At 72.4% G+C, this 25,053-nt stretch carries 24 protein-coding genes; 10 read left to right on the top strand and 14 right to left on the bottom strand.

The features are described 5' to 3' along the window. From ACIBO8_RS19900 to ACIBO8_RS19890, 3 genes are read right to left on the bottom strand one after another with little or no spacing between them, the layout of a single operon-like run. Nucleotides 1-180, bottom strand: a complete 180-nt coding sequence (locus tag ACIBO8_RS19900) for a DUF1059 domain-containing protein (protein ID WP_396116725.1) — start codon at nt 178-180, stop codon at nt 1-3. Further along, nucleotides 158-2,263, bottom strand: a complete 2,106-nt coding sequence (locus tag ACIBO8_RS19895; protein ID WP_396116724.1) for an ATP-binding protein — start codon at nt 2,261-2,263, stop codon at nt 158-160. The genes ACIBO8_RS19900 and ACIBO8_RS19895 overlap by 23 nt, the downstream gene beginning before the upstream one ends. Continuing rightward, nucleotides 2,260-2,649, bottom strand: coding sequence for a response regulator (locus ACIBO8_RS19890; protein WP_396116723.1), 390 nt, complete (start codon nt 2,647-2,649; stop codon nt 2,260-2,262). Before ACIBO8_RS19890 ends, ACIBO8_RS19895 begins: the two co-directional genes overlap by 4 nt. 171 nt (nt 2,650-2,820) lie before the next feature. Here ACIBO8_RS19890 and ACIBO8_RS19885 point away from each other — a divergent pair, with 171 nt between their 5' ends. From ACIBO8_RS19885 to ACIBO8_RS19870, 4 genes are all read left to right on the top strand, one after another. Further along, on the top strand, nt 2,821-3,519 hold the full coding sequence (locus ACIBO8_RS19885; protein ID WP_396116722.1) for a hypothetical protein: 699 nt from the start codon (nt 2,821-2,823) through the stop codon (nt 3,517-3,519). Beyond that, the gene (locus ACIBO8_RS19880; RefSeq protein WP_396116721.1) at nt 3,516-3,935 is read left to right on the top strand and encodes a phage holin family protein; all 420 of its coding nucleotides are present in this window, start codon (nt 3,516-3,518) and stop codon (nt 3,933-3,935) included. The genes ACIBO8_RS19885 and ACIBO8_RS19880 overlap by 4 nt, the downstream gene beginning before the upstream one ends. Further along, nucleotides 3,911-4,582: a DUF3618 domain-containing protein gene (locus ACIBO8_RS19875; RefSeq protein WP_396116720.1), complete on the top strand. Its 672-nt coding sequence runs from the start codon at nt 3,911-3,913 to the stop codon at nt 4,580-4,582. Before ACIBO8_RS19880 ends, ACIBO8_RS19875 begins: the two co-directional genes overlap by 25 nt. A 119-nt stretch (nt 4,583-4,701) precedes the next feature. Then, nucleotides 4,702-4,881, top strand: a complete 180-nt coding sequence (locus ACIBO8_RS19870; protein WP_396116719.1) for a YegP family protein — start codon at nt 4,702-4,704, stop codon at nt 4,879-4,881. A gap of 110 nt (nt 4,882-4,991) precedes the next feature. On the opposite strand, the gene ACIBO8_RS19865 is transcribed toward ACIBO8_RS19870, so the two are convergent. Both ACIBO8_RS19865 and ACIBO8_RS19860 read right to left on the bottom strand, forming a co-directional pair. Next, a complete protein-coding gene (locus ACIBO8_RS19865; RefSeq protein WP_396116718.1) occupies nt 4,992-5,471 on the bottom strand; it encodes an SRPBCC family protein in 480 nt (159 codons plus the stop codon). Beyond that, on the bottom strand, nt 5,468-5,830 hold the full coding sequence (locus ACIBO8_RS19860) for a metalloregulator ArsR/SmtB family transcription factor (RefSeq protein WP_396116717.1): 363 nt from the start codon (nt 5,828-5,830) through the stop codon (nt 5,468-5,470). The genes ACIBO8_RS19865 and ACIBO8_RS19860 overlap by 4 nt, the downstream gene beginning before the upstream one ends. 95 nt (nt 5,831-5,925) lie before the next feature. On the opposite strand from ACIBO8_RS19860, the gene ACIBO8_RS19855 reads away from it, so the two are divergent. After that, on the top strand, nt 5,926-6,504 hold the full coding sequence (locus tag ACIBO8_RS19855; protein ID WP_396116716.1) for a hypothetical protein: 579 nt from the start codon (nt 5,926-5,928) through the stop codon (nt 6,502-6,504). A 6-nt stretch (nt 6,505-6,510) separates the two neighbouring features. Here the strand turns inward: ACIBO8_RS19855 and ACIBO8_RS19850 are convergent, their stop codons facing one another. Continuing rightward, on the bottom strand, nt 6,511-7,737 hold the full coding sequence (locus ACIBO8_RS19850) for an ROK family protein (RefSeq protein WP_396116715.1): 1,227 nt from the start codon (nt 7,735-7,737) through the stop codon (nt 6,511-6,513). Between the two features lie 32 nt (nt 7,738-7,769). Beyond that, nucleotides 7,770-9,194 carry a glycoside hydrolase family 5 protein gene (locus ACIBO8_RS19845; RefSeq protein WP_396116714.1) on the bottom strand — a complete coding sequence of 475 codons (1,425 nt, stop codon included), beginning with the start codon at nt 9,192-9,194 and terminating at the stop codon, nt 7,770-7,772. A 231-nt stretch (nt 9,195-9,425) separates the two neighbouring features. Here ACIBO8_RS19845 and ACIBO8_RS19840 point away from each other — a divergent pair, with 231 nt between their 5' ends. The 3 genes from ACIBO8_RS19840 to ACIBO8_RS19830 are packed head-to-tail and all read left to right on the top strand — an operon-like array spanning nt 9,426 to nt 14,614. Beyond that, nucleotides 9,426-11,597 carry a ricin-type beta-trefoil lectin domain protein gene (locus tag ACIBO8_RS19840; protein ID WP_396116713.1) on the top strand — a complete coding sequence of 724 codons (2,172 nt, stop codon included), beginning with the start codon at nt 9,426-9,428 and terminating at the stop codon, nt 11,595-11,597. Between the two features lie 45 nt (nt 11,598-11,642). After that, nucleotides 11,643-12,608: a Ppx/GppA family phosphatase gene (locus tag ACIBO8_RS19835; RefSeq protein WP_396116712.1), complete on the top strand. Its 966-nt coding sequence runs from the start codon at nt 11,643-11,645 to the stop codon at nt 12,606-12,608. 35 nt (nt 12,609-12,643) lie between these two features. Continuing rightward, on the top strand, nt 12,644-14,614 hold the full coding sequence (locus ACIBO8_RS19830) for an ATP-binding protein (RefSeq protein WP_396116711.1): 1,971 nt from the start codon (nt 12,644-12,646) through the stop codon (nt 14,612-14,614). Nucleotides 14,615-14,656: 42 nt separating this feature from the next. Here ACIBO8_RS19830 and ACIBO8_RS19825 read toward each other — a convergent pair whose 3' ends face one another. Further along, nucleotides 14,657-15,133: a hypothetical protein gene (locus ACIBO8_RS19825; protein WP_396116710.1), complete on the bottom strand. Its 477-nt coding sequence runs from the start codon at nt 15,131-15,133 to the stop codon at nt 14,657-14,659. Between the two features lie 158 nt (nt 15,134-15,291). Here ACIBO8_RS19825 and ACIBO8_RS19820 point away from each other — a divergent pair, with 158 nt between their 5' ends. Next, nucleotides 15,292-16,311, top strand: a complete 1,020-nt coding sequence (locus ACIBO8_RS19820; protein ID WP_396116709.1) for a LacI family DNA-binding transcriptional regulator — start codon at nt 15,292-15,294, stop codon at nt 16,309-16,311. Here the strand turns inward: ACIBO8_RS19820 and ACIBO8_RS19815 are convergent. After that, a complete protein-coding gene (locus ACIBO8_RS19815) occupies nt 16,283-18,106 on the bottom strand; it encodes a ricin-type beta-trefoil lectin domain protein (RefSeq protein ID WP_396116708.1) in 1,824 nt (607 codons plus the stop codon). The two genes, ACIBO8_RS19820 and ACIBO8_RS19815, sit on opposite strands and share 29 nt — an antisense overlap. Nucleotides 18,107-18,311: 205 nt before the next feature. Here ACIBO8_RS19815 and ACIBO8_RS19810 point away from each other — a divergent pair, with 205 nt between their 5' ends. Continuing rightward, nucleotides 18,312-19,127, top strand: coding sequence for a polysaccharide deacetylase family protein (locus ACIBO8_RS19810; protein WP_396116707.1), 816 nt, complete (start codon nt 18,312-18,314; stop codon nt 19,125-19,127). A 49-nt stretch (nt 19,128-19,176) separates the two neighbouring features. Here the strand turns inward: ACIBO8_RS19810 and ACIBO8_RS19805 are convergent, their stop codons facing one another. From ACIBO8_RS19805 to ACIBO8_RS19785, 5 genes are all read right to left on the bottom strand, one after another. Beyond that, a complete protein-coding gene (locus ACIBO8_RS19805) occupies nt 19,177-21,480 on the bottom strand; it encodes a glycosyl hydrolase (protein ID WP_396116706.1) in 2,304 nt (767 codons plus the stop codon). After that, a complete protein-coding gene (locus ACIBO8_RS19800) occupies nt 21,477-22,298 on the bottom strand; it encodes an HlyD family efflux transporter periplasmic adaptor subunit (RefSeq protein WP_396116705.1) in 822 nt (273 codons plus the stop codon). The genes ACIBO8_RS19805 and ACIBO8_RS19800 overlap by 4 nt, the downstream gene beginning before the upstream one ends. A gap of 47 nt (nt 22,299-22,345) precedes the next feature. Beyond that, on the bottom strand, nt 22,346-23,920 hold the full coding sequence (locus ACIBO8_RS19795) for a glycosyltransferase family 2 protein (protein WP_396116704.1): 1,575 nt from the start codon (nt 23,918-23,920) through the stop codon (nt 22,346-22,348). A 376-nt stretch (nt 23,921-24,296) separates the two neighbouring features. Then, on the bottom strand, nt 24,297-24,695 hold the full coding sequence (locus tag ACIBO8_RS19790) for a VOC family protein (protein ID WP_396116703.1): 399 nt from the start codon (nt 24,693-24,695) through the stop codon (nt 24,297-24,299). Nucleotides 24,696-24,703: 8 nt separating this feature from the next. Next, nucleotides 24,704-25,018: an STAS domain-containing protein gene (locus tag ACIBO8_RS19785; RefSeq protein ID WP_396116702.1), complete on the bottom strand. Its 315-nt coding sequence runs from the start codon at nt 25,016-25,018 to the stop codon at nt 24,704-24,706. Nucleotides 25,019-25,053: the final 35 nt, after the last annotated feature.

Raw genomic sequence — 25,053 nt, 5'->3', positions numbered from 1 at the left:
TCAGACCTGCACGGGCCGCACGGCGGCGCGGACGGCCTCGACCAGCTCGGGGGGTACGGAGGTCAGGCCGTGGTCCTCGGCGGCGTGCCGGGCCACCGCGGCCAGGATCTCGTCCTCGGTGTCGCACACGAATCGGGCGTCGCAGCCGGGTACGACGTCACCGCAGGCGAAGGTCTTCATGGGTTTCTCTTCGGCGTTCCTCGAGGCGGCCTGAGCCCGCGGCGGCCACGGGCAGCGTGAACCGGAAACAGGTGCCCTGCCCGTCCGGGTTCGGCTCGGCGCCGATCGTGCCGCCGTGGCGCTCCACGATCCGGCGGCAGATGCCCAGACCCAGGCCGGTGCCCTGGTAGCCGGCCGTGCGGTGGGCGCGGTGGAAGTTGTCGAAGACGCGCGCGTGCTGCCCGGCGGGGATGCCGATGCCGTTGTCGCGTACGCGTACCTCCACCTGGCCGTCGCCGGTCTCCCCGGCGGTGATCTCCAGCTCGGGGGTGACGCCCGGCGCGATGTACTTGATCGCGTTGCTGATCAGGTTGTCGAGCAGCTGACGGATCAGGACGGGATCGGCGTGGACGGCGGGCAGCGCGTCGACGTGGAACCGGGGCACCGGGCCGCCGCCGCTCTGCGCCTGGTCGACGCGGGCGGTGGCCAGCTCGGCGACCACCGCGCCGAGCGAGAGGTCGACCGTCGCGAGGGCGGCGTCGCGGGCCATGGTGTACGCCAGCAAATCGTTGATCAGGTTGCGCATGCGGGTGCCGGCGCGCTGGATGCGGCGCAGGCCGTCACGGGCGTCCTCGACGGCGGGGTGGCCGGGCGCCTCCGAGAGCGCGGACAGGCCGGCGTCGGACCATCCCTCGACGGTGGTGAGCGGGTTCAGCAGGTCGTGCGCCACCACGCCGGCGAACGAGGCGAGCTCGTCGCGGTGCCGGCGGTCGGCGGTGACGTCGCTGAAGATGCTGACCGTGCAGGGCCGGCCGTTCACGAGCCGGGGGATCTGCGTGGCGGTCACGTGCAGGATGCGCCCGTCCGGCACGCCGGGGTTGCGCACGACGATGTCCATGCTGTACGGCTCGCCGCTCTCCGACGCCCGGCGGTACGGCAGCTCGCCGGTGCTCAGCGGCGTGCCGTCGGCGTGGAACAGGCCGTAGAAGCCGGCCTCGGCGGCCTGCCCGCTGGTGCTCACCACGCCGCCCGTCAGCCGGGCGGCGGCCGAGTTGCGCAGGATGACCCGGCCGTCGTGGTCCATGACCACGAGCCCCTCCGCCATGCTGTCGACGATGGTGACGAGCATGGTCGCCTGATCGCCGGCCGTCTTCTCGGAGGCGCGCAGGTCCTGGAGGAGCCGGACGCGTTCGTCGCGGCCGAGCGCCAGCGCCAGCCCCACGACGGCCACCATGCCGACGAACGCCTGGGCGACGAGGGCGCGAACCGCGTTGTCCCCGATGTGCGCGAACGGGCCGTCGCCGTGCAGGGTGAACAGTACGGCGACCGAGCCGAAGACCAGGTCGTGCATCACCACGAAGGCGGTGTGCAGCCGCAGCCCGGCCCACACGGTCATGATCAGCAGCGGGAACGCGAGCGGCAGCCCGTGGTCGAGCCCGAAGGCGACGGTGTAGGTGATGGCCGAGCACAGGACGACGGCGCCGTACTCGAGCAGGCGCGTGCGGGAGGGCGGAGTGACGCCGCAGCGCGGGGCCGAACGGCGCTCGGCCCGCCAGCGGTGCAGCACATGGCCCAGCCGCAGCCCGGCGGCGCCGATCAGCAGGATGCTCACGGTGTTGCGGGTCATCCACACCGCCGTGCCCGGCCAGGAGTAGACCCCGCCGACGATCCAGCCCGCAGTGGGGCCGATCGTCGCACCGGCGGCGGTGGCCAGGAAGGCGCCGGCGATCAGGTGCCCCATCTCGGCGAGGCGGGCCAGCGGCCGGTCGCCCCCGCCGCCCCACAGGTGCGGCAGCCAGCGCCGGAACAGGTACGCGAAGACCCCCGCCTGCACGAGATTCGCCACCACGAACAGCAGGGCCAGCACCGCGGAAGCACCGGTCGCCATGTTGACCGCGACCGTCACCACGGACAGCGCCAGCACGTCCAGCCACCGCCACCGCGAGCGGTACTGGGTCAGGAACCAGATGGCGGAGACGCCGGCGGCGGGCCACACCAGGCTGAGGTTGGTGCCATCCATGATCGTCTGCCGGCCCAGCCAGGTGGCGGCCAGGTACAGCAGTGTGAAGGCCAGAGTGCGCCCGAGCGAAGTTCGCAGGCTCATGACGCCCCCGGGCGCCGCTCCGCCCGCGCCCGGGAAAGCACGTCGTGCAGGGCGTCGTGCAACGCGGCTGGGGTGAAGGGCTTGGCGACGTATCCGGCGCCGTACCGGGTGGCGGCCGCGAGGACGTCGGCGTCCCACAGCACGGTCAGGAACACCGTGGGCAGGCCGGGGACCGCGGCGCGCAGGCGCTCGATCAGCGCGAAGCCGTCCATGCCCGGCATGCCGACGTCGAGTACGGCGGCGTCCGGTACGCCGTGAACCGCGATCTCGGCGAGCGCGGTCGGGGCGTCGTGCGCGCAGATGACCTCATGCCCGGCACGGATGAGGTGCCGCGCGACCAGGGCACAGATGTCCGGCTCGTCGTCGACCACCAGCAGCCGCGCCATCCGCCGTACCTCCTCGTCCGCTTGTCCTATCGGCAGCGCGGATGCGGACGCTGAGGTGGGCCGCCGTTACCCGCAGGCAGGAAGGAGGCGACCAAGAGGATTGCAGTGGATCACGGTGGGTAGGCAGTGGGCGCACGACATTGCCGAACACCTTCAGGAGGAGGCGCTGATATGACTGACGTATACGCGGACCCGTACGCGCCGAACGGCACGCACGCGGACGCGCCGTCGGCGGCCAGACAGGCGGCGGGCCAGAGCGCCCAGGCCGCCGGGCAGGCGGCGAGCGAGGTCGCCGGCACCGCCAAGCACCAGGCCCAGCGGGTCGCCGCCGAAGCCGGGAACCAGGCCCGCACGGTCGCCGCCGAGCTGCGCGACAAGGTGGGCGAGCAGGCCCGTACGCAGAGCGACAAGCTGGTGAGCACCATCCGCGAGACGGCCGACCATCTCGACCAGATGCGCGGCGACCGGCAGGACTCGCCGGCCGCGACCGTGGTCTCCCGGGTCGCCGACGGCGGCCGGCAGCTCGCCGACTACCTCGAGCACAACGGCCCGGAAGGGGTCCTGCGCGAGGTCACCGACTTCGCCCGGCGTCGCCCCGGTGCGTTCCTGGCGACCGCCCTCGCCGCCGGCTTCGTGGTCGGGCGCCTGGGCAAGGGCGTGATGAAGGCCGACGACAGCGACAGCAAGGCGGCCGGCGACGCGTACAACTCCGGCGCCGCCTCGTACGGAGCCGGCCTGTCCGGCACCGAGCCGTACGGCACCACGGGCTACACCCCGGCGTCGACCTACGGCACCGGCACCACGTACGGCAGCTCCGCGCAGTACGGCGACACCGGGTACTCGACCGACCTGCCCGGAGGTATCCGATGACGGCGACCGCCCACCGCAGCGAGCACCGTGAGGACGTCGGCGCGACCTCCATCGGCGAGCTGATCGGCAATGTCAGCAACGACCTCTCGCAGCTGTTCCGCCAGGAGGTGGAGCTCGCCAAGGCGGAGATCAAGCAGGAGGCCACCAAGGCCGGCAAGGCCGCCGGGATGCTCGGCGCCGCCGCCTTCGCGGGCTACATGACCATCGTGCTGCTCAGCTTCGCGCTGGTCTTCGCGCTGGGCAACGTGATGGACCTGGGCTGGGCCGCGCTCATCGTCGCGGCGCTCTGGGGCGCCGCCGGGGCCGTGCTCGCCCTGAACGGGCGCAAGAAGCTGCAGACCGTCGATCCCGTACCGCACCGCACCGTCGACACCCTCAAGGAGGACGCGCAATGGCTCAAGAACCCGACCGGCTGAGGCAGGAGATCGAGCAGACGCGCGCCTCGCTGACGCGCGACGTGGACCTGCTGGCGGAGAAGACCAGCCCCTCGCGGGTCGCGCAGCGGCGCTGGACCGCGGTGAAGGAGAAGATCATGGGTACCTCGGACCACGCCCGGCACGCCGCCTCCGGCGCGGCGCACTCGGCGGCCGGCACGATGCACGACAAGGCCTCGCAGCTCGGCGACAAGGCGTCGCAGCTGGGCGGCGTGGCGTCGGAGAAGGCGTCGCACCTCGGTGACAAGGCGTCGGACGCGGCCCACAACGTCGCCGACACGGTCCGCGGCGCCCCGCAGGCCGTGACCCAGCAGACGCAGGGCAACCCCCTCGCCGCGGGCATCATCGCCTTCGGCGTCGGCATGCTCGCCGCCACCCTGATCCCGGTCACCGACGCCGAGAAGCGCGCCGGCGAGCAGATCAAGGAGCACAGCGGCGACCTGACCGACAAGGTCAAGGACGTCGCCGCGGGGATGAAGGACGACCTCTCCGGCACCGTGCAGCAGGCCGTCGGCCAGCTGAAGGAGACCGCTCAGGACGCCGCGCAGGCGACCAAGGATCAGGCTCGCTCGTCCGCCCAGGACGCGCAGGACCAGAGCAAGCGCGCCTTCAGCGACGCCCGCTCCTGACGTAACGCAACGATGTGGGCCCGCGGTCCGACCGCGGGCCCACTGCTGTGCTCGGTGGTGCGTATGGGGTTTCGGCGCAGGCCGGGACCGGGTACCACCAGTGCGGGAGGTGATCACCGATGAAGTTCATCGTGAAGAAGGCCAGTAACGGACAGTTCCGCTTCAACATGGTCGCGAGCAACGGTCAGACCGTGGCGACCAGCGAGACGTACACCCGCAAGTCGTCGGCGCTGGAGACGATCGAGTCGATCCGGAAGAACGCCCCGGGTGCGACCGTCGACGACCAGACGGCCGGCTAGACGAGCAGGACCGCCCCCAGGACCAGCACGCAGGCCACCATCTCGATCATGCCGACCGGGGGCGGGGCGCAGGTTCCGCCCCGGTAGCGACCGTGCCGGCGAGGTAAACCCTAGCGCTGCGCCTCGAAATGGTCCTTCATCGACGGGTAGTAGGCGCCGAAGTCCGGCGCCGGTGTGCCGTCGCGGGAGGCGACCAGCGCGTCCAGGTAGAACTCCCAGCCCGGCCCGACCTCGCCGACGCCCTCGGTGCCGCTCAGGTGATGCGTGAACCGGAGTTCGGTCACGCCCGCGTTCTCGGTCAGCTCCAGCTCCATGTGCCAGCTGCCGTGTTCGTGCACGGACGAGAGCGCCAGCCGGCGGGGCGGCTCGCACGCGTCGATGGTCATGTCCATCCAGGGCTCGCCCTCCTCCTGGATCATCTGGACCTTGATCGTGCGTCCCGGCGCGCCGTCGCCTTCCCACGGGCCGAACCAGCGTGCCGTGCGCGCCGGATCGGTGAGGCTCGCCCAGACGTCCTCGACGGGAGCGCGGAACGTACGGGTCAGCACGAGGTCGTCGCCGAACAGCCGGCCGGTGGGTGTCGGGCTCATGCGGTCTCCTTCTCGGACGGTGCTTGCCCGGCGGCCGTCTGCCGCTCGCGGCGGGTGCGGTAGACCTCGGTCTCCAGCGCGTCGAGGCGGTGCTGCCAGCCGGACGGGCGGGTAAGCCGCCCCAGCCAGCCGGCCAGCTCGTCGAGCGGGGCGGTGACCAGGGCGTAGACCCGCCGGCGTCCGTCGGCCGTGTCGCGCACCAGGCCAGCCTCCCGCAGCACGCGCAGGTGACGGCTGATCGCCGGCCGGCTGATCTCGAACCGGCCGGCGATCTGCCCGGCGGAGAGCGGTTCGTCGCGCAGCATCAGCAGGATCTCCCGCCTCACCGGATCCGCGATCGCGCCCGCCACCTCGTCCACGGCAGAAGCGTAACCAATAAGTTACGGGTCTGACAACGCGGCGCCCGGTGCGGGATGATCATGACCCTCCCGCCCCCGCACCGAAGGACACGCTCATGAGCGCGGATCCGCCGAACCCGCCTCGCGCACCGCGGCGGACTCTTCTCCGGCGGGTCGGTGCCGCGGCCGGGCCGATCGTGGTGAGCGCGCTCTTTCTCTGGGCTGTGCTGCACGCGGCGTTCGCCGAGCCCACACCGGCCGCCGACAGTCCCTGCCACGGCCGCCCGGAGACCGTGCGCGCCATCCGCAAGGAGGCGGTGTTCACCCGGTCTCCAGCGGGAAGCCGGCTCGACGAGCCCGTCGAGTCGTACTCGTGCGGGTCGTCACCGGCGGACGGCCCGGTCTCGTTCGTGTCCAACGCGAGCGTCACCCGCCGCCTGACCACGTCGATGAGCGAGAAGGACGTCCGGGCCTACTACGCCGATCTGGCCGCCCGCTCGGGCTGGCGGCCCGCCGGGTTCTCCACCGGGGTGTACTCGGCGATCAAGCCGGCCGGCGGCTGCCCCTGGTGGTTCGCCGTGACCACCGCGAAGGGTGGTTACGGTATCGGGATCTACTACCAGCCGGCCGGGGTCGCCGCCGACGACTGCGAATGGGCGTCGGGCCGGCCCGCGATCGTCCCGCTCTCCCGCTGAGACCCGTCACCCGGCCGGGGTCTCGGCGGCGATCATCGCTTCGACCGGCATGATGGCCGCGCCGAGCGCCACCGCGTCGCCGCCGAAGGTCGACGGGTGCAGTTCGAACTGGGTGCCCGGGCGGGCCAGGCTGTGCCGGCGGATCGCCCGCTCCAGCGGCAGGGCCAGGCGCTCCATCAGGCGCAGGCCGACCCAGCCGCCGATGATGATGCGCTGGGGGTTGGTCAGGTTGACCATGTTGGCCAGGCCGATGCCCACCGTGTCGACGAGTTCGTCGCGCAGCCGGGCCGCCGCGGCGTCCGTCTCCGCCGCCTCGAGGAAGGCGCCGATGGCACGCCAGCCGCTGCCCTCGAAGACGCCGCCCTGCTCGCGCCAGGCGGTGAGGATCGCGTCGGAGCCGGCGTACGCCTCCACGCAACCCCGGCCGCCGCACCGGCAGAGGCGGCCGCCCCGCTCGACCTTGGTGTGGCCCCACTCGGCGGCGCTGCCGGCGTACCCGTGGGTCAACCGGCCGTCGCTGACCACGCCGAGGCCGACGCCGCGGCCGAGCAGGGCGACCAGCGAGTGCTCGACGTCGTGCGCGGCGCCGAACCAGAGTTCGGCCTTGGTCTGGGTCTTGGCGCCGTTCTCCGCGAAGACCGGGACGTCGGCGGTGACCAGCCGTTCCACCGGCACCGGCGGCCAGCCCAGCGACTGTGCGTAGAGCACCTGCCCGCCGCTCGCGTCGGTCTCCACCAGCCCGGGCAGCCCGACGCCGATGCCGAGCAGCCGCGTCCACGCCTGCGGATTGCGCTCGCGCAGGGCGGCGAGCGCGTCGCTGAGGTCGTGGGCAATGGTCGCCGCGTCCTCCTGCTCGCGGCCGCCGCGGAACTCCCGGTCGACCCGGTTCATCGTGAGGTCGAACAGCTCGACCGCCACGCCGCGCTCGCCCATGTCGGCGCCCACCGAATACGCCGCCTCGGGGCGCGGCCCGATCAGCGCGATGGGGCGGCCGCCGCGCGAGGCCACGGAGCCGTTCTCCCGCACCAGCCCCTCGGCGATCAGCTCTCCGACCAGCTTGGTGACCGAGGCGGGGGAGAGGTCGCAGAGCTGACCGAGTTTCGCCCGGGTGGTCTCGCGCGCCAGGATGATGTGGCGCAGGACCAGCGAGCGGTTGCGGTGGCGCAGCGACGTGACGGTGGATGCCTCGGGTACGACCAGGCTCCGGCGACCCGAGGTGAAACTGACGCCCATATGCCTCCGACAGCCACGACCTGCGGACATGTCTACCCGCTCCGTCCGGTGAGGTCCAGTCCCCGCAGCACGCCGTCGGCCGTTGCGCGCACCACCAGCGCGTCGCCGGACCACCGTACGTCGAAGGCCGCCGGATCGCCGGCGTGGACGGTCCAGCCCTCGGGCGGCCCGGCGAGGGGGAATCGCAGCTCCTGCCCGGCGCGTACGGTCAGCGCCAGCGGCTCGGCGTACGGCTCGCCCGCGGTGTGGTGCCAGATCGCCTCCAGCGCGGCCTCGCCGTGACCGGCGAAGCGGCTCGGGGTGTCGCCGTCCGGCTGCGCGTGGCCCCAGGCCGGCAATCGCAGCGGTACGCGCCCGAACAGCGCGTTGATCACGTCGTCGCGGACGTCGCAGCGGTCCAGCGCGACATTGTCCAGCATGGTGTCGAGCAGCCGCTGCGCGGTCGCCGCGTCCACGTCGTCGGCGGGGTCGGCGATCCGCTCCCAGCCGTCCGGCACCGGCGCGGAGACGGGCGAGGTGCGGGTGCCCAGCTTCTTCCACGGCCAGAAGTTCCAGCCGATGCCGTACTGCTCGTAGAGCCGGGTGGCGGTGTAGATCCATTCCGGGGTGTTCTCGCCGCCCTCACCCATGTAGATCGGCAGCCCGAGGCGGTCGCGGGCCCGCAGGTAGTCGTCGATGCTGGCGCGCTCGGGCGCACACCAGTAGCGGTGGAACTGCAGGACGGAGTTGGGGTCGAGCACGTGGGTGAAGACGGAGACGTCGGTGGCCCACTGCGGGCCCTCGTACATGATCAGATGGTCCGGATCCACCTCGCGGATCGCGGCGGTGAGGTCGGTGTACAGGTCGATCAGCTCGCGGGAATAGACGTGCTGCCACTGCTCCGGGAGCGGCTCGTTGAGCAGGTCGTAGCCCAGCACGGTGGTGCTGTGGCGATAGCGTCGCGCGATCTCGCGCCAGAGGGCGACGGTGAGCCGGCGGTAACGCTCCTGCATGAACAGTTCCGGCTTGCCGTGGGGCGAGTCGTCGATGTTGGTGCCGGTCTGGCCGCCCGGCGCCCCGTGCAGGTCGAGCAGCACCCACAGCCCGTGCCGGGCGCACCAGTCGATCACCCTGTCGACGAGCGCGAAGCCGTCGGCGCGGAAGTCGCCGCCGCCGGTGAGCAGCACCCGGGAGTTGATCGGCAGGCGTACGTGGTCGAAGCCCAGCTCCGCGATGCGGGCGATGTCCTCCTCGGCGACGAACACGTCCCTGAACCGCTTCCAGAAGTCGGCGGCCGCCTCCGCGCCGATCAGGCGGGCGATGCGCGCCTCGATCTCCCGGGGGGAGCCGAGACCGTCGCCGAAGCGCCACATGTAGCCCTCGGGCAGCAGCCAGTTGCCGAGGCCGACGCCGCGCAGCAGCAGGGGCCGGCCCGCGTCGTCGACGATCTCGGGTCCGTGCGTGCGGACGTAGCCCATCGGGCCTCCCGGTCTTTCGCTCCGGCTAAAAATAAGCGTAAGCTTGACCGGCAGGCTAGCAGGACGGCGGCCGCTGCGGACAGTCCCGCACGTCAGAATTCGGTTCTCCCGAATGCGCTGAGAGCGCTCTCCAGAAACAATTATCTATTGTCGTTCATCGACTTGACGCGATGCCGTAACAAGCCTTTGACTGGCGTCCCCCATCCCCTCCTTTTCCCCGAGAAGGACGCCATGAGAAGAAGAAAGCTCCTCGCCGTCCTCGGCTCCGCCCTCACGGTCGGCGCGCTCGGCGTCGCCGGCATCACCGATGCCTTCGCCGCCACCACCGGCTCCCTGATCAGCGCGTCCAACGGCAAGTGCCTCGACGTGGCGAACAATTCGACCGCCGACGGCGCCGTCGTGCACATGTGGACGTGCTACGACTCCGTGGCGAGCCAGAAATGGACCCTCGCGGACAACGGCTCGGTGCAGTCGCAGGGCAAATGTCTCGACGTCGTCAACGGCGGCACCAGCGACGGCGCCGTCGTGCACCTGTGGACGTGTTACGACTCGGTCGCCAGCCAGAAATGGACGCTGACCGCCGCCGGCGACCTGGTCAACACCGCGTCCGGCAAGTGCCTCGACATCAAGGACAACAACACCGCCGACGGCGCACGGCTCCAGCTGTGGTCGTGTGCCGGATCGCCCAACCAGAAGTGGACGACCTCCGGCACCCCCACCACGCCGCCGAGCACCGTGCCGCCCAACCCCTCGAACCCGGACCTGGGTCCGAACGTCAGCGTCTTCGATCCGTCGATGCCGGCGTCCACCATCCAGAACCGGCTCAACCAGGTCTTCAACCAGCAGGTCACCAACCAGTTCGGCAATGCCCGGTACGCGCTGCTGTTCAAGCCCGGCAGCTACAACGTGGACGCCAACGTCGGCTTCTTCACCCAGGTCGCCGGGCTCGGCCTCACCCCGGACGCGGTCACCGTCAACGGCCGGGTGCACGCCGAGGCGGACTGGTGGCCGGACGGCACGCAGAACGCCACCCAGAACTTCTGGCGCTCGGCCGAGGGCCTGTCCGTCACGCCGGCCGGCGGGCTGGACCGGTGGGCGGTGTCGCAGGCGGCCCCGTACCGGCGGATGCACGTCCGCGGCAGCCTGGCGCTCTCGGACGGCGGCTGGTCCTCGGGCGGCTTCCTGGCCGACTCGAGGATCGACGGCCAGATCCAGTCCGGTACGCAGCAGCAGTGGCTGACCCGCAACTCGGCGATGGGCAGCTGGTCGGGCTCGAACTGGAACCAGGTCTTCGTCGGTGCGAGCGGCGCACCGGCCCAGAGCTTCCCGTCGCCGCCGTACACGACCGTGGGGGCGGCGCCGGTGATCGCGGAGAAGCCGTACCTCTACGTCGACGGGGCCGGGGCGTACCAGGTCTTCGTGCCCGCCCTGCGCCGTAACGCCGCCGGCACCACCTGGGCGAACGGCAATCCCGCGGGCACCTCGCTGCCGATCGGCACGTTCTACGTGGTCAAGGCCGGCGACACGGCCGCCACCATCAACGCGGCGCTGGCGGCCGGCAAGAACCTGCTCGTCACGCCCGGCGTCTACCACCTCAGCGCCCCGGTCACCGTGAACCGGGCGAACACCGTCGTGCTCGGCCTCGGCCTGGCGACGTTCGTACCGGACAACGGTGCCGTGGCCATGACCGTTGCCGACGTCGACGGCGTACGGGTGGCCGGCCTGCTGTTCGACGCGGGCACCACGAACTCGCCGGTGCTGATGGAGGTCGGCCCGAACGGCTCGGCGGCCGACCACTCGGCCAACCCCACCGTGCTCTCCGACGTGTTCTTCCGCATCGGCGGCTCGATCGCGGGCCGCGCGTCGGTGAGCCTGCGGATCAACAGCGACGACGTGATCGGCGACCACGCGTGGATCTGGCGTGCCGACCACGGCAACGACGGCACCTACGGGTGGACGATCAACACGGCGGCCAACGGCCTGGTCGTCAACGGTGACGACGTGACGTTCTACGGCCTCTTCGTCGAGCACTACCAGCAGTACCAGACCGTCTGGAACGGCGAGAACGGCAGGACGTACTTCTACCAGAACGAGATGCCGTACGACCCGCCGAACCAGGCGGCGTACATGAACGGCTCGACGCAGGGCTGGGCGGCGTACAAGGTGGCCGACTCGGTGACCAACCACCAGGCGTGGGGGCTCGGCAGCTACTGCTACTTCAACGTCAACCGGTCGGTGGTCAACGCGCGGGCCTTCGAGGTGCCCGCCAAGCCCGGCATCAGGTTCACCGACATGGTCACGGTGTCCCTCGGCGGCGCGGGAACCATCTCCCGTGTCATCAACAACAAGGCCGACGCGGTCAACTCCGGTCACCAGGTCACCTATCTGACCAGTGGTCCGTGACCGCTACGAGGTGAGAGATCGGGGATCGCGGGGTAGGCGGCGGGCATGCGCCTCGCGGTCCTCGACATCGGCTCCAACACGGTCAACCTGGTGGCCACCGACGCCGGGAAGGGTGTGCCCCTGCCGGCGCACAGCTGGAAGCTGCACACCCGTCTCGCCGAGCGGCTCGGCCCGGACGGCACCATCGCGCCCGGCGGCCGGCGCCGTCTCATCGACGCGGTGAGCCGGGCCGCGGAGGAGATCCGGCGGGCGCGGGTCGACCAGGTCTTCGCGTACGCGACGGCGTCGGTGCGGGACGCGCCCAACCGGGACGCCGTGCTGGACGACGTGGCCGCCGCCACGGGGATCCGGCTGGGCACCCTGACCGGCCTGGAGGAGGCGCAGCTGACCTTCCTGGCGGCCCGGCGCTGGCTGGGCTGGAGCGCGGGGCCCATGCTCCTGCTCGACATCGGTGGCGGCACGCTGGAGGTGGCCTTCGGCCGCGACCGGCAGCCCGACTCCGCGCTGTCGCTGCCGCTGGGCGCCGGGCGGCTCACCCGGGAGTTCCTGCGCGACGGTGATCCGCCGTCCCGCCGGGCGGTCCGCGTGCTGCGCAAGCACGTCCGCGAGCAGGTGCGACGGATCGCTGCACACGGCTCCTGGGAGTCGCCGCGGACCGCCGTCGCCGCCTCCAAGACGTTCCAGCAGCTCGCCCGCCTCACCGGGTCGGCGCCGTTGCGCCGGGGACCGTTCATCACCCGGGAGCTGCAGCGGCGGGCGCTGCGCCCGTGGATCGACCGGCTCGCCGCCATGCCGGCCGTGAAGCGGCAGCGGCTGCCCGGGGTGTCGGCGCACCGGGCCGGGCAGATTCTGGCCGGCGCGATCGTCGGGTACGAGGTGATGCGGGGGCTCGATGTCGCCTCCGTCAGGATCTGCCCGTGGGGCCTGCGCGAGGGCATCCTCCTGCGCCGGCTGGAGGCGTTCCCGCCGGAGCTCGGCAACGCGGCCTGGACACCATGGCCGCCGATCTAGGAACTTTGCACCTTTTGGGGCCTAAGGTGATCGGCATGGCCTCGGTACTCGTCGCGGAGGACGATCTTGATCACCAGCGGCTGATCGCCAGCGTGATCCGCCGTCAGGGCCACGAGGTCACAGTGGCGGGCAACGGTCGTGCGGCGCTGGCGGAGGCCGCCCGGCGGCGGCCCGACCTGGTCGTGGCCGACGTCGACATGCCGGAGATGGACGGACTTCAGCTGTGCCGGGCGCTGCGTGCCGATCCGGCGCTGGCGCGGGTGCCGATCGTCCTGGTCACCGCCTTCTCGCTGCCCGGGGACACCCGGATGACCGATGCCGGGGCCACGGCGGTGATCCGGAAACCGTTCACGCTGCAGGAGCTCGCCGCGGCGCTGGCGCCGTATCTCGGTGCGGCCCCGGTGCGCCCGCCGGGGGAGCAGCCCGCCGCCCTGCTGGACGACTCGGCGCTGGAACCCGTCTTCGTGGAGGCCCTGCTGCGCAGCGTCGACACCGGGCTCGCCGCCTGCGACGCCGACGGCCGGATGATCCTGCTGAACCCGATCCTGCAGGAGTTCTTCGGCGAGAGCAGCGGCAGCGTGCCGCTGGAGGAATGGACGAAGCGGTTCTCCCTGCGGCACCACGACGGCAGCGAGCTGGCCACCGAGGACCTGCCGATGGCGCGCGCCCTGACCGGCGAGGTGGTGGAGCAGTCCGGGCTGCTGGCCACCGACCTGCAGGGCCGCCAGCGCTGGCTGACCATCAACGCCCGGCCGGTCCGCGACTGGGGCGGGACGGTGGTGGGCGCGGTGGCCGCCCTGCGGGACATCACCGCGGAGCACCGGTCCCGGATCTATCAGGCCTGCAAGACGGAGGTGCTCAAGGCGCTCGCCGAGAGCACGAGCGCCGCGGAGGCGCGTGCCCAGGTGGTGCGTACGGTCGGCGAGATGCTCGGCTGGCGCTCCGTACGCCTGTGGCTGGTCGACCCCGTCACCGACCGGCTGCGTCCCGACACGGCGTACACCGGGAGGGACGAGCGACCACTGCCGCTGCCGGCCAGCATGGCGCGGGGCGAGGGCCTCGCCGGGCTGTGCTGGCAGCGCGGGGAGCTGCTGTGGGTGGCGGACCTGCACGCCGAGGACTCGCCCGTCCTGCCGGAGGTCGTCGCGGGCACCGAGTTCCGGTCCGGGGGAGCGGTGCCCGTCCGCAGCGGCGAGCACGTCACCGGGGTCATGACCTTCTTCTCGTACGACCCGGAGGAACCGGAGCCGGCCCTCGCCCTGCTCCTGACGGGCGTCGCGGGCAGCATCGGCGCGCACCTGCAGCAGCACCGCGCCGACGACCTGGCGCGCCACCTGGCGGCGACGACCGACGAGTACGTCGCCCTGGTGGGTCACGAGCTGCGCACCCCGCTGACCTCGATCAGCGCGTACATCGAGATGCTCGCCGCCGCCCCCGATCTCCCGGCCGACCTGCGCGACATGGCCGAGGTCGTGGACCGCAACAGCCGCCGCCTTCGCGACCTCGTGGATCAGCTGCTGGACCTGGCGGCGCTCGACGCCGGGCACCGTACCTTCGCGGCCGGCCCGGTGGACCTCACGGCGCTGACCACCGCCGCGGTCGAGGCGATCGCCTCGACCGTCACCGTCCGGGCCGAGGTGCAGCCCGGCGTCACGCTGACGGGCGACGCCGGCCGGCTGCGGCAGGTCGTGGACAACCTGCTGGACAACGCCGTCAAGTTCAGCGCCGACGGCGCCACCGTCTCCGTACGCCTGACCGGGGACAAGGAAGCCGTCGTGCTCACCGTCACCGACGACGGCATCGGGCTGCCCGGCGACGACCGGCCCGCGCTGTTCCGGCGGCTCTACCGCGGTGACAACGCCCGCCACAGCGGCATCCCGGGCAACGGGCTGGGCCTGGCGCTGTGCCGGGCCGTGGTCGAGCACCACCACGGCACCATCACCCTCAGCGGGCACGAGCCGGCGGGGACCACGGTGACCGTCCGGCTCCCGTGTGCGCCCGGGTGACGGTTCCCCGGCCGGGGGGTGGCCCGGCCGGGAAGCCGACGGTCAGCGGCCGAAGCCGCCGAAACCACCCCGGCCGTGCCCGCCGCCCGGTCCGCCGCCGGGTCCGCCGCCCTGCGGCAGCACGCCGGCCGCGGCCGCCTTCTCGATCGCGGCGGCCTCGTCGGCGGTGAGCTTGCCCGCCTTCACCGCCTCGTCCAGGCGCGCCTTGAGCTGGGCCGTACGGTCGGCCTCGGCCTTGGCCCGCTGATCGGCCTGCACCTTCTCGAGCGCGGCGGCCACCTTCGCCTTGTCGATGCCCAGCTCGGTGGCGAGCGCCCCGGCCAGCTCGTCCTGGCGCTGCGCCCGGGCGGCGTCGCGGTCGGCCTGGTCCTTCACGGGGGCCGAGGCGGACGGCGCCGCCGGGGCGGACGGGCTCGGATCCGCCTGCGCGGGGCCGGCGAGCACCAGGCCGAGGATACCGGCCGCACCGGTCGCGGCCACCCCGGCTACGGCGGTGGTGAGTTTCGTGGAACGTTGCACGTCGAACCTCCGGGTGAGAATGGGTCAGCATCACCGTCGGCGGCGTACCTGTCAGGAAGCTGTGGTGACACCGGGTGCCGCCTGAAAGTCCGGTCCGTACCGGCCGCCGGCCCGCCGCTATGATCGGCGGATCGGAGCCTCGACCTGGGACGGGTTACTTGCGACAGCGCGCGACGGTGCGGGAACTGGCCGCCGAGACGGGCCTGTCGATCGCCACGGTGTCCCGGGTCCTCAGTGGCCGCACCAACGTCGCGCCCCGGACGCGGGAGCTGGTCCTGCGGGCGGTGGACCGGCTGGGCGGCGCGGCGCCGGCGACCGGTGGCCGGGGCGGCGTCTACGTGCGGTGTCCGTACCTGCTCGACGACTACTTCGGCCCGATGGTCACCTCGGTGGTCGAGACCGTCGAGCTGCACGGCATGACGGCGGTCCTGGACGCCGGCACCTCCGCCCAGCACAGCGCCGCGCTCTCCGCGCTGCCCACGTCGGATGATGTCGCGGGCGGCGTCCTGATCCTGCCGCCGGAGCCGGGGGAGAGCCTGGTCCGGCTGCGGGAGCAGGGATTCCCCTTCGTGGTGCTCGATCCGCGGACCAGCCCGCCGCGCGACATCGTCGCGGTCTCCGCCGCCCACGTCACCGGCGCCCGCAGCCTCATGACGCACCTGGTGGAGCTGGGCCACCGGCGGGTCGGCATCATCGCCGGACCGCGGGAGTGGCTGGTCACGGACAATCGGATGACCGGGTACGTGGCCGCGCTCGCCGACGTGGGCGTGCTGCCGGCCCCGGAGCTGCTGCGGTTCGTGGAGCCCACCGTCCGGGACGGGTACGCCGCGGCCTGCGACCTGCTCGACCAGGCGGACCGGCCGACGGCGCTGGTGGGCTTCAACGACAAGATCGCGGTCGGCGCCCTGCGCGCGGCGCGGGAGCGCGGCCTGCGGGTGCCGGCGGACCTGTCCGTCGTCGGCTTCGACGACAGCGACATCAGCCAGGCCACCGACCCGATGCTGACCACCGTGCGGCAGCCACTGGCCGAGCTCGGGCGGATGGCCGTCACACTGCTGCTGCGGATGATCAAACGGCACGAGCTCGACGCCCGGCACGTCGAGCTCGCCACCGATCTGGTCGTGCGCGGTTCCACCGGGACCGCACCGGTCAGGCGGGAACCGTCCACTTCTGATTAGCGCCGCCGGTGCAGCTCCAGATCTGGAGCTTCGCGCCGTCCGCGGTGCTGGTGCCCACGACGTCGAGACACTTGCCCGACGCGGCGTTCACGAGGTCCCGGCCCGCGGTGTACGTCCACCGCTGGTTGGCGCCGCCGAAGCAGTCCCACAGCTGCACCGCGGTCCCGTCGGCGGTGCCGTTGTCCTTGACGTCGAGGCACTTGCCCAGCCCCCGCAGGGTGCCGTCGGCGGCGCGGGTCCACCGCTGGTTCGGGCCGGAGGTGCAGGCCCACATCTGCGGCAGGGTGCCGTTGGCCGTCGAGCCGTCGGTGACGTCGAGGCACTTCCCGCCGTCACCCCGCACGGCACCGGTCGTGCTCCCGCTGCCGGGCCAGGTGAAGGTGGCCATGGCCCCGGCCGGCAGCTGGTACCCGAACGCCGCGCCACCGTAGGAGACCTGGAAGTTCTGGGTGCTTCCGGTGTTGATCGCCACGAGCGCGATCGAGCCGTCCGGGTTGCGGAACGCCACGTTCTCGATGCCGCCCTGGCCGTACCCGGTGGAGGCGATGCGGACGGCGCCCGGCTTGACGAACTTGCTGAGGTGGCCGAGCACGTAGTACTCGGCGTTGTACGTGACGGAGCTTCCGCTGATGCGGACGACGCCCGTGCAGGTGGTGCAGCTGCCGATGACGGGGCCGTGGTCGGCGTCCAGCGCAAGGTTCCACAGCGCCACGGAGCGTGCCCAGTTGCGGGTGGCGCCGACGGCGAGGTTGCGGCCCTGCCACCACAGGCTGTCCGCGAACGTCTTCGAGGTGTCGGCGGACTCGGTGCCGGAGCACTCGGTGAAGAAGATGTCCTTGGCCGGCTGGGCGTTGTGGACGGTGGTCTGCGCGCTCGGGTCGCCGGCGTAGCAGTGCCACGCCGAGCCGGCCACGTCGGCGCCCGCCGCGTTGTTGACCGCCTGCGGGTAGGACGTGTTGTCCCAGTTGTGGTCCCAGCCGAGGATCTTCGTGCTCAGCCCGGCGGCGCGCAGCTTGCCCGCGAGCAGCTTGATGACGCGGCTCTGCTGCGCGTCGGACATGAGCATGCCGGGATAGCCGGGCGGCGAGAACTGCGGCTCGTTCTGCACGCTCAGGTAGCCGACGGGAACGCCGGCGGCCTGGTACGCCTGGACGAACTTCACCAGGTAGTCGGCGTACACGCCCTCGTTCGCCTGGCTCAGCGAGCCGCCGACGAGGTTGTTGTTCGTCTTCATCCACGCCGGCGCGCTCCACGGCGCGCCCTTGACGGTGACCTGCGGGTTGAGCTGCCGGGCCTGCTGCAGCAGCGGCAGGATGTACGCCTGGTCGTGCGCGACGGAGAACCGCGACAGTGTGGGGTCGGCCGCCCCGTCGTCATAGGTGTAGAAGGACCGGGAGAAGTCGCTGGCGCCCACGGGCTGGCGCAGGAAGCTCAGCCCGATGCCGCTGCCGGTGCCGAACAGCGCGTTCATGACCGTGTCGCGCTGCGGTGAGGTCGAGACGTTCCACGCGGCCGCGTCGGTGAAGGCCGCGCCGAAGCCGACCATCGACTGGTAGGTGGTGGCCGGGTCGACCGTGATGACCGGGCCGCTGCCGGCCGTACCGAAGGTGACGGCGGCCTTGCGGCTGAGCAGGTTGGCGCGGTCCGGCGTGGTGAGCCAGACCTCGGCGGAGGTGGCGGCCTGGGACGGGGAGCCGGTGACGGCGACGTAGGCGACCGAGGCGAGGAGGGTCGCGGCGGCCGCGCCGGCGGCGCTCAGCCGGCGCCGGACGCGGCCCTTGGGGACGGCAGGCATGGGTACTCCGATCGAGGGCTCGGATGAAACAATGAAACATTTGTGAAAACGGGGATATCTTCAGGAAACATTCTGTACGCCTCCTCGTCAATATGTTCGAAGCCGCGGGCGGCAACGAAGGGGTACTCTTCGGTGATGTAACGCGTGTAACAGCGCGGCCGGGCGGACAATTCGCCCTTGTCCATATTTGCTAGCTTGGTTTGCCATGATCAACCTGCGAACGGAGGTCTCCCGCCGCCGCCTGCTGCGGACCGCCCCGGCCGTGGCCGGCGCGATGCTGCTCGCCGGTTCCGACCCGGAGCCCCGGCAGGCTCGCTTCACGACGGCCCCCCGCCCGCCGGCGCCGCGGCCCGCCCCGCCGCCCGCCCCGGCCCGGGCACCGGCCGTACCGGTGCTGAAGCGCCCGGTGTTCACGCTCCGCGACTACCGCCGGGTCGTGCCCGGGCCTGCCTTCCCCGGCGACGCGGTGGCGCTGACCATCGACGACGGTCCGCATCCGCTGTGGACGCCCAAGATCCTGCGCCTGCTGCACCGCCACCACGTGCCCGCGCTGTTCTGCATGATCGGCAACCAGGTCCTCGGCCACGAGACGGTGGCGCGGGAGGTGGTCCGCGACGGCCACCTGGTGGCCAACCACACCTGGAGTCATCCCGTACGGATGTCGCGGTTGTCGTCGGCCAAGGTCCACCGGGAGCTCGACCGGGCCCAGAACAAGATCTACGACACCACCGGGCAGGCGCCGGCGCTGTTCCGCTCACCCGGCGGCGACTGGTCACCGGGCCTGCTCGCGGGCGCGGCCAAGGCCCGGATGGTGCCGCTGGACTGGAGCGACGACCCCCGCGACTGGTCGCGCCCCGGCGTCGGTGCCATCACCCGCCGGCTGCTGGCCGCCCGGCCCGGCCAGATCCTGCTCTGCCACGACGGCGGCGGCGACCGCTCCCAGACGTACGCGGCGCTGAGCACGGTGATCCCCGCCCTGAAGGCCCGCGGCTACCGCTTCGTGGCCCTGCACCGGAAATAGGCATCGCGCCGGGCCTCTGCCGGCCCGGCGCGATGACGACGTGCTCCTGTCAGGGCTGGCGGACGATGCTCTGGCCCGGGTCGACGACCACCGTGGCGATGACGGCGCCGTTCCTGCGGAAGGTGACGGTCCGGCGGGCCGTCGTCGGGTTGACGGCGAGCAGACGCGGGTGCTCGGCACTGCCGAACGCCAGCCCGTACGGGCCGTCCGCCACCACGGACGGCTGCGGGGGGCCGTACGCCGCCAGCATCTCCACCCAGTAACGCACCATCGCCCGGCTGGTGCCCTCCTCCCGGGGCGGCGCCGGGCTGAGCCGCCGCCGCGCGGCCGCCGGGTCCGCGAGGGCCAGGTCCGCCGCGAACAGGTCACCCCACACCCGCGGCTTCCCGCCGGCCTCCCGCGTCACCTCGGCCGCGCGGGCCGCCGCCTGCCCGGGATCGGACCGGTAGAGCGATCCGAAGGTGAGCGGCAGCAGCTGGATGCCCACGACCGACTCCGGTCGCGGGTCGAACCAGGTCGCGTGGTCGATCTTGGCGTCCCACACGATCCCGGCGACCCGGTGCGCGTAGCCGGGCGGCCGCAGCCCCTCCTCGCCGAGCCAGTAACGGCGGGCGGTCGCCGCCTCGAGCGCGTAATGGGTGACGCCGTACGTGGTCAGCTGCGCGTCGCCCGTCACGATGCCCCACCGGGTCACCGCCTCCCACGCGGCGACCGCCTCGCTCGACGACTCCTGGTTGTTGCCGTCGGCGAACGGTGCGAAGCCGGACGCCAGCGAGTGCCCGAGGTAGGCGTTGAACACCCGGAACGGCGGGAAGCCGTCCGCGCCGTCGCCGGCGAGGGTGCCCGTGTAATCGCGGGCCACCAGGCCGACCGCGTCGCCGTAGTCGCGCAGGAACGCCGGGTCCGCCTCCGCCATCACCGCGGCCGCACGCACGAGGTAGCCGTACTGGAAGTGGTGGTCGTTGTAGTCGCCGCTGCCGAACTCCGCGGGTACGGCGATGAGCCCGCCCCACACCCGGTCGTAGGCGAAGTACCGGACGTCTCCCGGACCGCCGTACGTGAGCCAGTCCACGAGCGCCGCCCGCAGCCGCCGCAGCGCTTTCTCCTGCTGCGGGAGCGCACCCACGCCCTTGGCCACCTCCGCGACCGTGGCCAGCCGGCCGAGCTCCTTGAGGCCGAAGTAGCTGCCGCCGTTCGCGGTGGCGGGACGGTCGGCGAGATCGCGGTCCAGTTCGGTGAGCACGGCGGCGCGGGTCGCACCCGTGAGCGTGATCGCCGGTACCTCCGTGATCAGGCCGGGCATCGGCACGCGGACGCGCACCTGGGTGCCACGGGCGACGGACAGCGATCCGCGCGCGTCGGGGTAGCTGCCTGCCATCGGTTCCAGGCCGCCGCCGGGCACGAGCCCCGCCTGCTGATGGGGCAGCAGCGCCCACAGGCCCGGCCCGCCGGACCGTCGTTCGGCGCCGAGGGTCTGGGTGACCGTGCCGGTGGTGCCGTCGTACGCCATGTTCGACGTACTGCGGATCACCGGATCGCCGGCGGCGCCCGCGAGCGCCGCGGTCCACCGGGCGTCGTCCGCCTGGTCCGGCACCCGGGCGACGGCGATCGCGTTGTGGCCGGGCCGGTCCACGGTCAGCCGGTTGCCGTCCTGGCGCCAGCCGGCACCCTCCTCGGCCTGCACGTCCCAGCGCTGGCCGGCGACGGTCAGCCGGGCCAGCGGGCCGCCACCGCCCGAGCGGGCGACGGGGGCTGTGCCCGTCAGCGACGCGGGCGTGTCCCCGAAGTCCAGGTACAGCACCGGACTGCCCTGCACGAGGGTGATCTCCACGCTGCCGCCGTCGCGGAGCTCCGCCCGCAGGACGACGTGGAAGGCCCCGTACCCGACGACCCGTACGGTGGTGATCGGCCCGCCCAGGGTGAGCGCGGGCCGGAACGGCGTCACCACCGCGTTCGCCGAGGCGACGGGTGTGGCGGTGCTCACGCCCAGCCCCGCACCGGTGTTCTTGATCGCCAGGGGGTGCGCCCAGATCGGCTGGGTGAGCGGCCCGGTGAGCGCCGAGCTCCACCACTGGCTGGTGGGCAGCGCCTGCCCGGCGAGCGGCTGCCCGGCCTGCGCCGGCCCCTGCTTCGGCCCGGTGCCTGCCGGCGGGGCGCCGGCCAGGCGTGCCTTGCCGCCGGCGTCCGGGGCCTGGAGCACCGTCGCGGCGGCGGCCTCATTGAGCGCCCCGGAGGCGGGCGGCGCCGGGGCGCGGCCGTGCTCGGCCGGCGGCCCCTGGGTCCAGCAGGCCGCGGTCAGCAGCGCCGGCGCCAGACATGCGGCGGTCATGATCCGCCGGAGGGGGGCCGTCATCCGGCACCGTTCACCGCGGGGATCCGGCCCACCGCGGTACGCGTGTCGATGGCGGCCGTGAAGCGCAGCCCCGGCACCAGCGCGCCGACCGTGTCGACGGCGTCGGTGCGCGGCACCAGGACGACGGTGAGCTGTTCGTGGACCGCCTCCTGGTCGGCGGTGAGCGGGGCGTCGGAGAGCGGGTCCGGCCCGATCCGGGCCTCCACGTGGTCGACGACCACCGGGGCCGGCCGGGCCAGTCCGGGGCCGGTGATCGTGGCGGCCATCCCGAGCCGCAGCTTGCGGAGCTGGTCCACGGTGGCCTTGGCCTGGAACCTCAGCTTGGTGTGGTCGTACATGGTGATGACCGGTTCCCCGGCGCCCACCACCCCGCCGACCGGAATGTCGATCTTGGACACTGTGCCGGGCGTCGGTGCCCGCAGCGTCTCGGTCCGCGGCTGCGGCCCGGCGGCCGGGTCCGGCTCGTCGGCGAGCCGCACCTGGGCGAGTTGCTGCCCGGCGGCGACCCGGCTCTGCTCGGCCGCGAGCACCTCGGTCACCACGCCCGAGCCGGTGGAGCCCACGGGCAGCGCGTCCGCGGTCAGGACCGCGTCCTCCAGCGTGACGAAGGAGGCCGCGGCGAGCCGGTGGGTCGTCACGTAGGCGCCGCCGGTCACGGCTCCGGCCAGAAGGACGACGGTGACCAGGAAGGTCCGGACCGCGGGACCACGGGAGCGGGTGGTGCCCGGGCCGGCCGGCGCGGGGCCGGGCGGGGCGGGCGGCAGCGGGGTGGACTGCGGGGACTGTGCGAGACGGTCGTGCTCGACGACACTGGTCATTGCGGTTTTCCCTTGAACGATGGACACGGTTGCGGCGGGCGGGCGCTTCAGCGCGCCGTGGCCGCCACGGGTACGTCCGCACGCGCGGCGGGGGCGGGGGCCGGCTCGTCACCGCGGCCGGTGACCGACTCGGCGATGATCCGGCCGAGAATCAGGACGATCATGGTTGCCCAGGCGACCGACAGCCACGTCGGCGCGGGATCGGCCATGACGACCAGGCCGACCACGATGCCGGTGGCGTTGAGCAGGACGAGGGCGAGCTGCGGCATCACCACCCACAGCGAGCGGGAGCCGGCGCCGGCCCGGTTGGTGACGCTCCACTTCGCCGGCCGGCGGCGTAGCGTGGCCCAGAACGCCCGGGCGTGCACCGGGGCGGCCCCGATGCTGGCGACGATCGCCGAGCCCTTGAAGCCGCCCGACTGCAGCCAGGTGACGACCAGGACCATCACCTGGAACGGCACGTAATGCGTCGCCCAGGTGACGCCGTCGGCGCGGATCGGGCTCAGGGCGAACAGCAGGTACAGCGCCGGGAACAGCATGAAGGTCAGCATCGCCAGCGACAGCAGATAGTGCGTGCCGACGAAGAGGTACTGCAGGCGCTGGTCGATCGTCAGCTCGGTGCCGCGGCGGAACAGCCCGCCGCGGAGCACCACCTCGAACCCGCCGCTGGCCCACCGCAGCTGCTGCTTGAGGTAGGACGCCACGTCCGTCGGCGCCAGCCCCCGGGCCAGCACCTGCGGGACGTAGATCGACTTCCAGCCGCGCCGGTGCAGCTCCAGGGACGTCCAGATGTCCTCGGAGTTGCTGCCGGTCGCGATCCCGCCGATCTCGTCCAGTGCCGCGCGGCGGAACATCACGTTCGTGCCGACGCAGAACGCGGCGTTGAAGTGGTTCTTCCCCGGGCACACCAGCTCGTAGAAGATGCGCTGCGCCTCGGACGTGCCGGTGGAGACCAGGTTCGTCCGGTTGGTGTACGACTGCGGCGACTGGACGAACGCCACATCCGGGTCCTCGAAGTGCGGCAGGATCTGCAGCAGGAAGTTCGGTTCGGGGACGTGGTCGGCGTCGAGGATCACCACGTACTCGCCGGTGGTGCGGGCCAGCGCCGCGTTGACGTTGCCGGCCTTGGCGTGCAGGCTCCCCTCGCGCCGCAGGTAGCCGACCCCCTCGTCGGCGCAGATCCGGCGCAGCACGTCGCTGTCCCCGTCGTCGAGGACCCACGTCCGGTGCTCCAGGGTCATGTCCCGCGCGGCCCGCATGGTGGCGCGGACCAGCTCGGGGGGTTCGCCGTAGGCGGTGATGAAGACGTCGATGCCGGGCACGTCGGCGCCGGCCCGGAGCCGGTTGCGCCGCACGGTGACGGCCCCCGGCTCGTCCCGGTTGTCATGCGCCAGGATGGTCCACCACGTGCCGATGGCGTGCGCGGCGGTCAGGCCCTCGGCCAGCAGCATCGCGGCCCACAGCCAGACCGGCCCGCGATACTGCGGGTCGAGCAGGAACGACTGGTAGAACAGCGTGGCGAGCAGTGCGCCGAAGATGGCGACCCGGGTGGACCGCTGCAGCGGTCGCCAGGCCTGCCGCGGCGATGCGGCGGCGCGGGCGGGCGGATCGGTTGTCGGCATGGTCGCTCCCGAAGTGATTGCGCCGTGATTCGGCTCGTATTTCGCGGGCGTAAAAACTGCGATCACCGGCATCGATGGCGGCGTCGTCGGGCGGCACCGGAAATACGTTAGGGGTCGATAGCCATCATTGGCAATCGGTGACCGGGGACACACAACCGCCGGTCGTACAGAGTCGAAACACCACTGTATCGGGGCGTCAATGCGGTGTTCACCCATAGCTGTTCGTGAATTGTTGCGTACGGGGGACCAGCTGCGATTATGTACGCGCCCGGCGTAGTTCGGCACGACGCCGATTCATTGCACCATCCGAAATCCCGGAGTTCTCTCGTGCGGCGGTTTCCGGATAAGGGACGAAGGTATTGCCGCCAATAGCGCGTCAGGCCACGAAGATGCAGAACGGGTGGCCGGCCGGGTCGGCGTAGACCCGTAGCGGCTCGTCCGGGTCGGTGCTGCGGTCCAGCAGCAGCTTCGCGCCGAGAGCGAGCGCCCGCTCGTGCTGGACGTCCAGCTCGCGGGTGTCGGCGACGACGGTGTCAAGGTGCAGCTGCTGCGGAACACCCGGCTCGGGCCAGGTCGCCGCGGGCAGCCGGTCCACCCGCTGGAAGGCGAGCTGCGGTCCGCCGTCACGGCCGCGCAGGACCAGCCAGTCCTGGCCGGCGTCCACCTCGTCGCCGGGCCGGTAGGTGAGCCCGAACAGCCGGCGGTAGAACTCGGCGAGCGTACGGATGTCGGTGCCGTCGAGCACCGTCTGCCGGATCCTCGGGTAGGTCTCCATCGGCCGGATCAGCCGGGCGGCCGGGTGAGCGTCTCGAGCATGCCGGTGATCTGCAGCACCAGCCGCACCGGCGCCGACACGTCGCTCACGCGAAAGGCGATGTCCCGGGCCTGGCCCTGCGCGTACGCCCGGTCCAGCGCCGCGATGCCCGACGAGTCGCAGAACGTCACGGCGCCGAGATCGACGGCGACCTCGGTCACCCCGTCGCGGGCGAAGGCGTCGCGCAGCGCGTCCTCCAGGGCGCCGACGGTGGCCATGTCGATCTCTCCGGTGACCGCGACGCAGACGGCACCGCTGGTCCGTGACTCGGTCACCACGTCCACCGGTATCGGGCTCCGTTCGCTGCTCGGACTCAGGG

The organism is Actinoplanes sp. NPDC049681, assembly GCF_044465265.1.
Taxonomy (GTDB): domain Bacteria; phylum Actinomycetota; class Actinomycetes; order Mycobacteriales; family Micromonosporaceae; genus Actinoplanes.
This window is presented reverse-complemented; position numbering and strand designations above follow the sequence as displayed.

Bases quoted from the DNA above. Each gene is read 5' to 3' on its own strand.
- ACIBO8_RS19900 (WP_396116725.1), bottom strand. From the start codon at position 180: ATGAAGACCTTCGCCTGCGGTGACGTCGTACCCGGCTGCGACGCCCGA.
- ACIBO8_RS19840 (WP_396116713.1), top strand. From the start codon at position 9,426: ATGAGAAGAAGAAAGCTCCTCGCCGTCCTCGGCTCCGCCCTCACGGTC.
- ACIBO8_RS19815 (WP_396116708.1), bottom strand. From the start codon at position 18,106: ATGCCTGCCGTCCCCAAGGGCCGCGTCCGGCGCCGGCTGAGCGCCGCC.
- ACIBO8_RS19855 (WP_396116716.1), top strand. From the start codon at position 5,926: ATGAGCGCGGATCCGCCGAACCCGCCTCGCGCACCGCGGCGGACTCTT.
- ACIBO8_RS19850 (WP_396116715.1), bottom strand. From the start codon at position 7,737: ATGGGCGTCAGTTTCACCTCGGGTCGCCGGAGCCTGGTCGTACCCGAG.
- ACIBO8_RS19875 (WP_396116720.1), top strand. From the start codon at position 3,911: ATGGCTCAAGAACCCGACCGGCTGAGGCAGGAGATCGAGCAGACGCGC.
- ACIBO8_RS19865 (WP_396116718.1), bottom strand. From the start codon at position 5,471: ATGAGCCCGACACCCACCGGCCGGCTGTTCGGCGACGACCTCGTGCTG.
- ACIBO8_RS19805 (WP_396116706.1), bottom strand. From the start codon at position 21,480: ATGACGGCCCCCCTCCGGCGGATCATGACCGCCGCATGTCTGGCGCCG.
- ACIBO8_RS19885 (WP_396116722.1), top strand. From the start codon at position 2,821: ATGACTGACGTATACGCGGACCCGTACGCGCCGAACGGCACGCACGCG.
- ACIBO8_RS19845 (WP_396116714.1), bottom strand. From the start codon at position 9,194: ATGGGCTACGTCCGCACGCACGGACCCGAGATCGTCGACGACGCGGGC.
- ACIBO8_RS19795 (WP_396116704.1), bottom strand. From the start codon at position 23,920: ATGCCGACAACCGATCCGCCCGCCCGCGCCGCCGCATCGCCGCGGCAG.
- ACIBO8_RS19835 (WP_396116712.1), top strand. From the start codon at position 11,643: ATGCGCCTCGCGGTCCTCGACATCGGCTCCAACACGGTCAACCTGGTG.
- ACIBO8_RS19895 (WP_396116724.1), bottom strand. From the start codon at position 2,263: ATGAGCCTGCGAACTTCGCTCGGGCGCACTCTGGCCTTCACACTGCTG.
- ACIBO8_RS19800 (WP_396116705.1), bottom strand. From the start codon at position 22,298: ATGACCAGTGTCGTCGAGCACGACCGTCTCGCACAGTCCCCGCAGTCC.
- ACIBO8_RS19870 (WP_396116719.1), top strand. From the start codon at position 4,702: ATGAAGTTCATCGTGAAGAAGGCCAGTAACGGACAGTTCCGCTTCAAC.
- ACIBO8_RS19890 (WP_396116723.1), bottom strand. From the start codon at position 2,649: ATGGCGCGGCTGCTGGTGGTCGACGACGAGCCGGACATCTGTGCCCTG.
- ACIBO8_RS19790 (WP_396116703.1), bottom strand. From the start codon at position 24,695: ATGGAGACCTACCCGAGGATCCGGCAGACGGTGCTCGACGGCACCGAC.
- ACIBO8_RS19830 (WP_396116711.1), top strand. From the start codon at position 12,644: ATGGCCTCGGTACTCGTCGCGGAGGACGATCTTGATCACCAGCGGCTG.
- ACIBO8_RS19880 (WP_396116721.1), top strand. From the start codon at position 3,516: ATGACGGCGACCGCCCACCGCAGCGAGCACCGTGAGGACGTCGGCGCG.
- ACIBO8_RS19810 (WP_396116707.1), top strand. From the start codon at position 18,312: ATGATCAACCTGCGAACGGAGGTCTCCCGCCGCCGCCTGCTGCGGACC.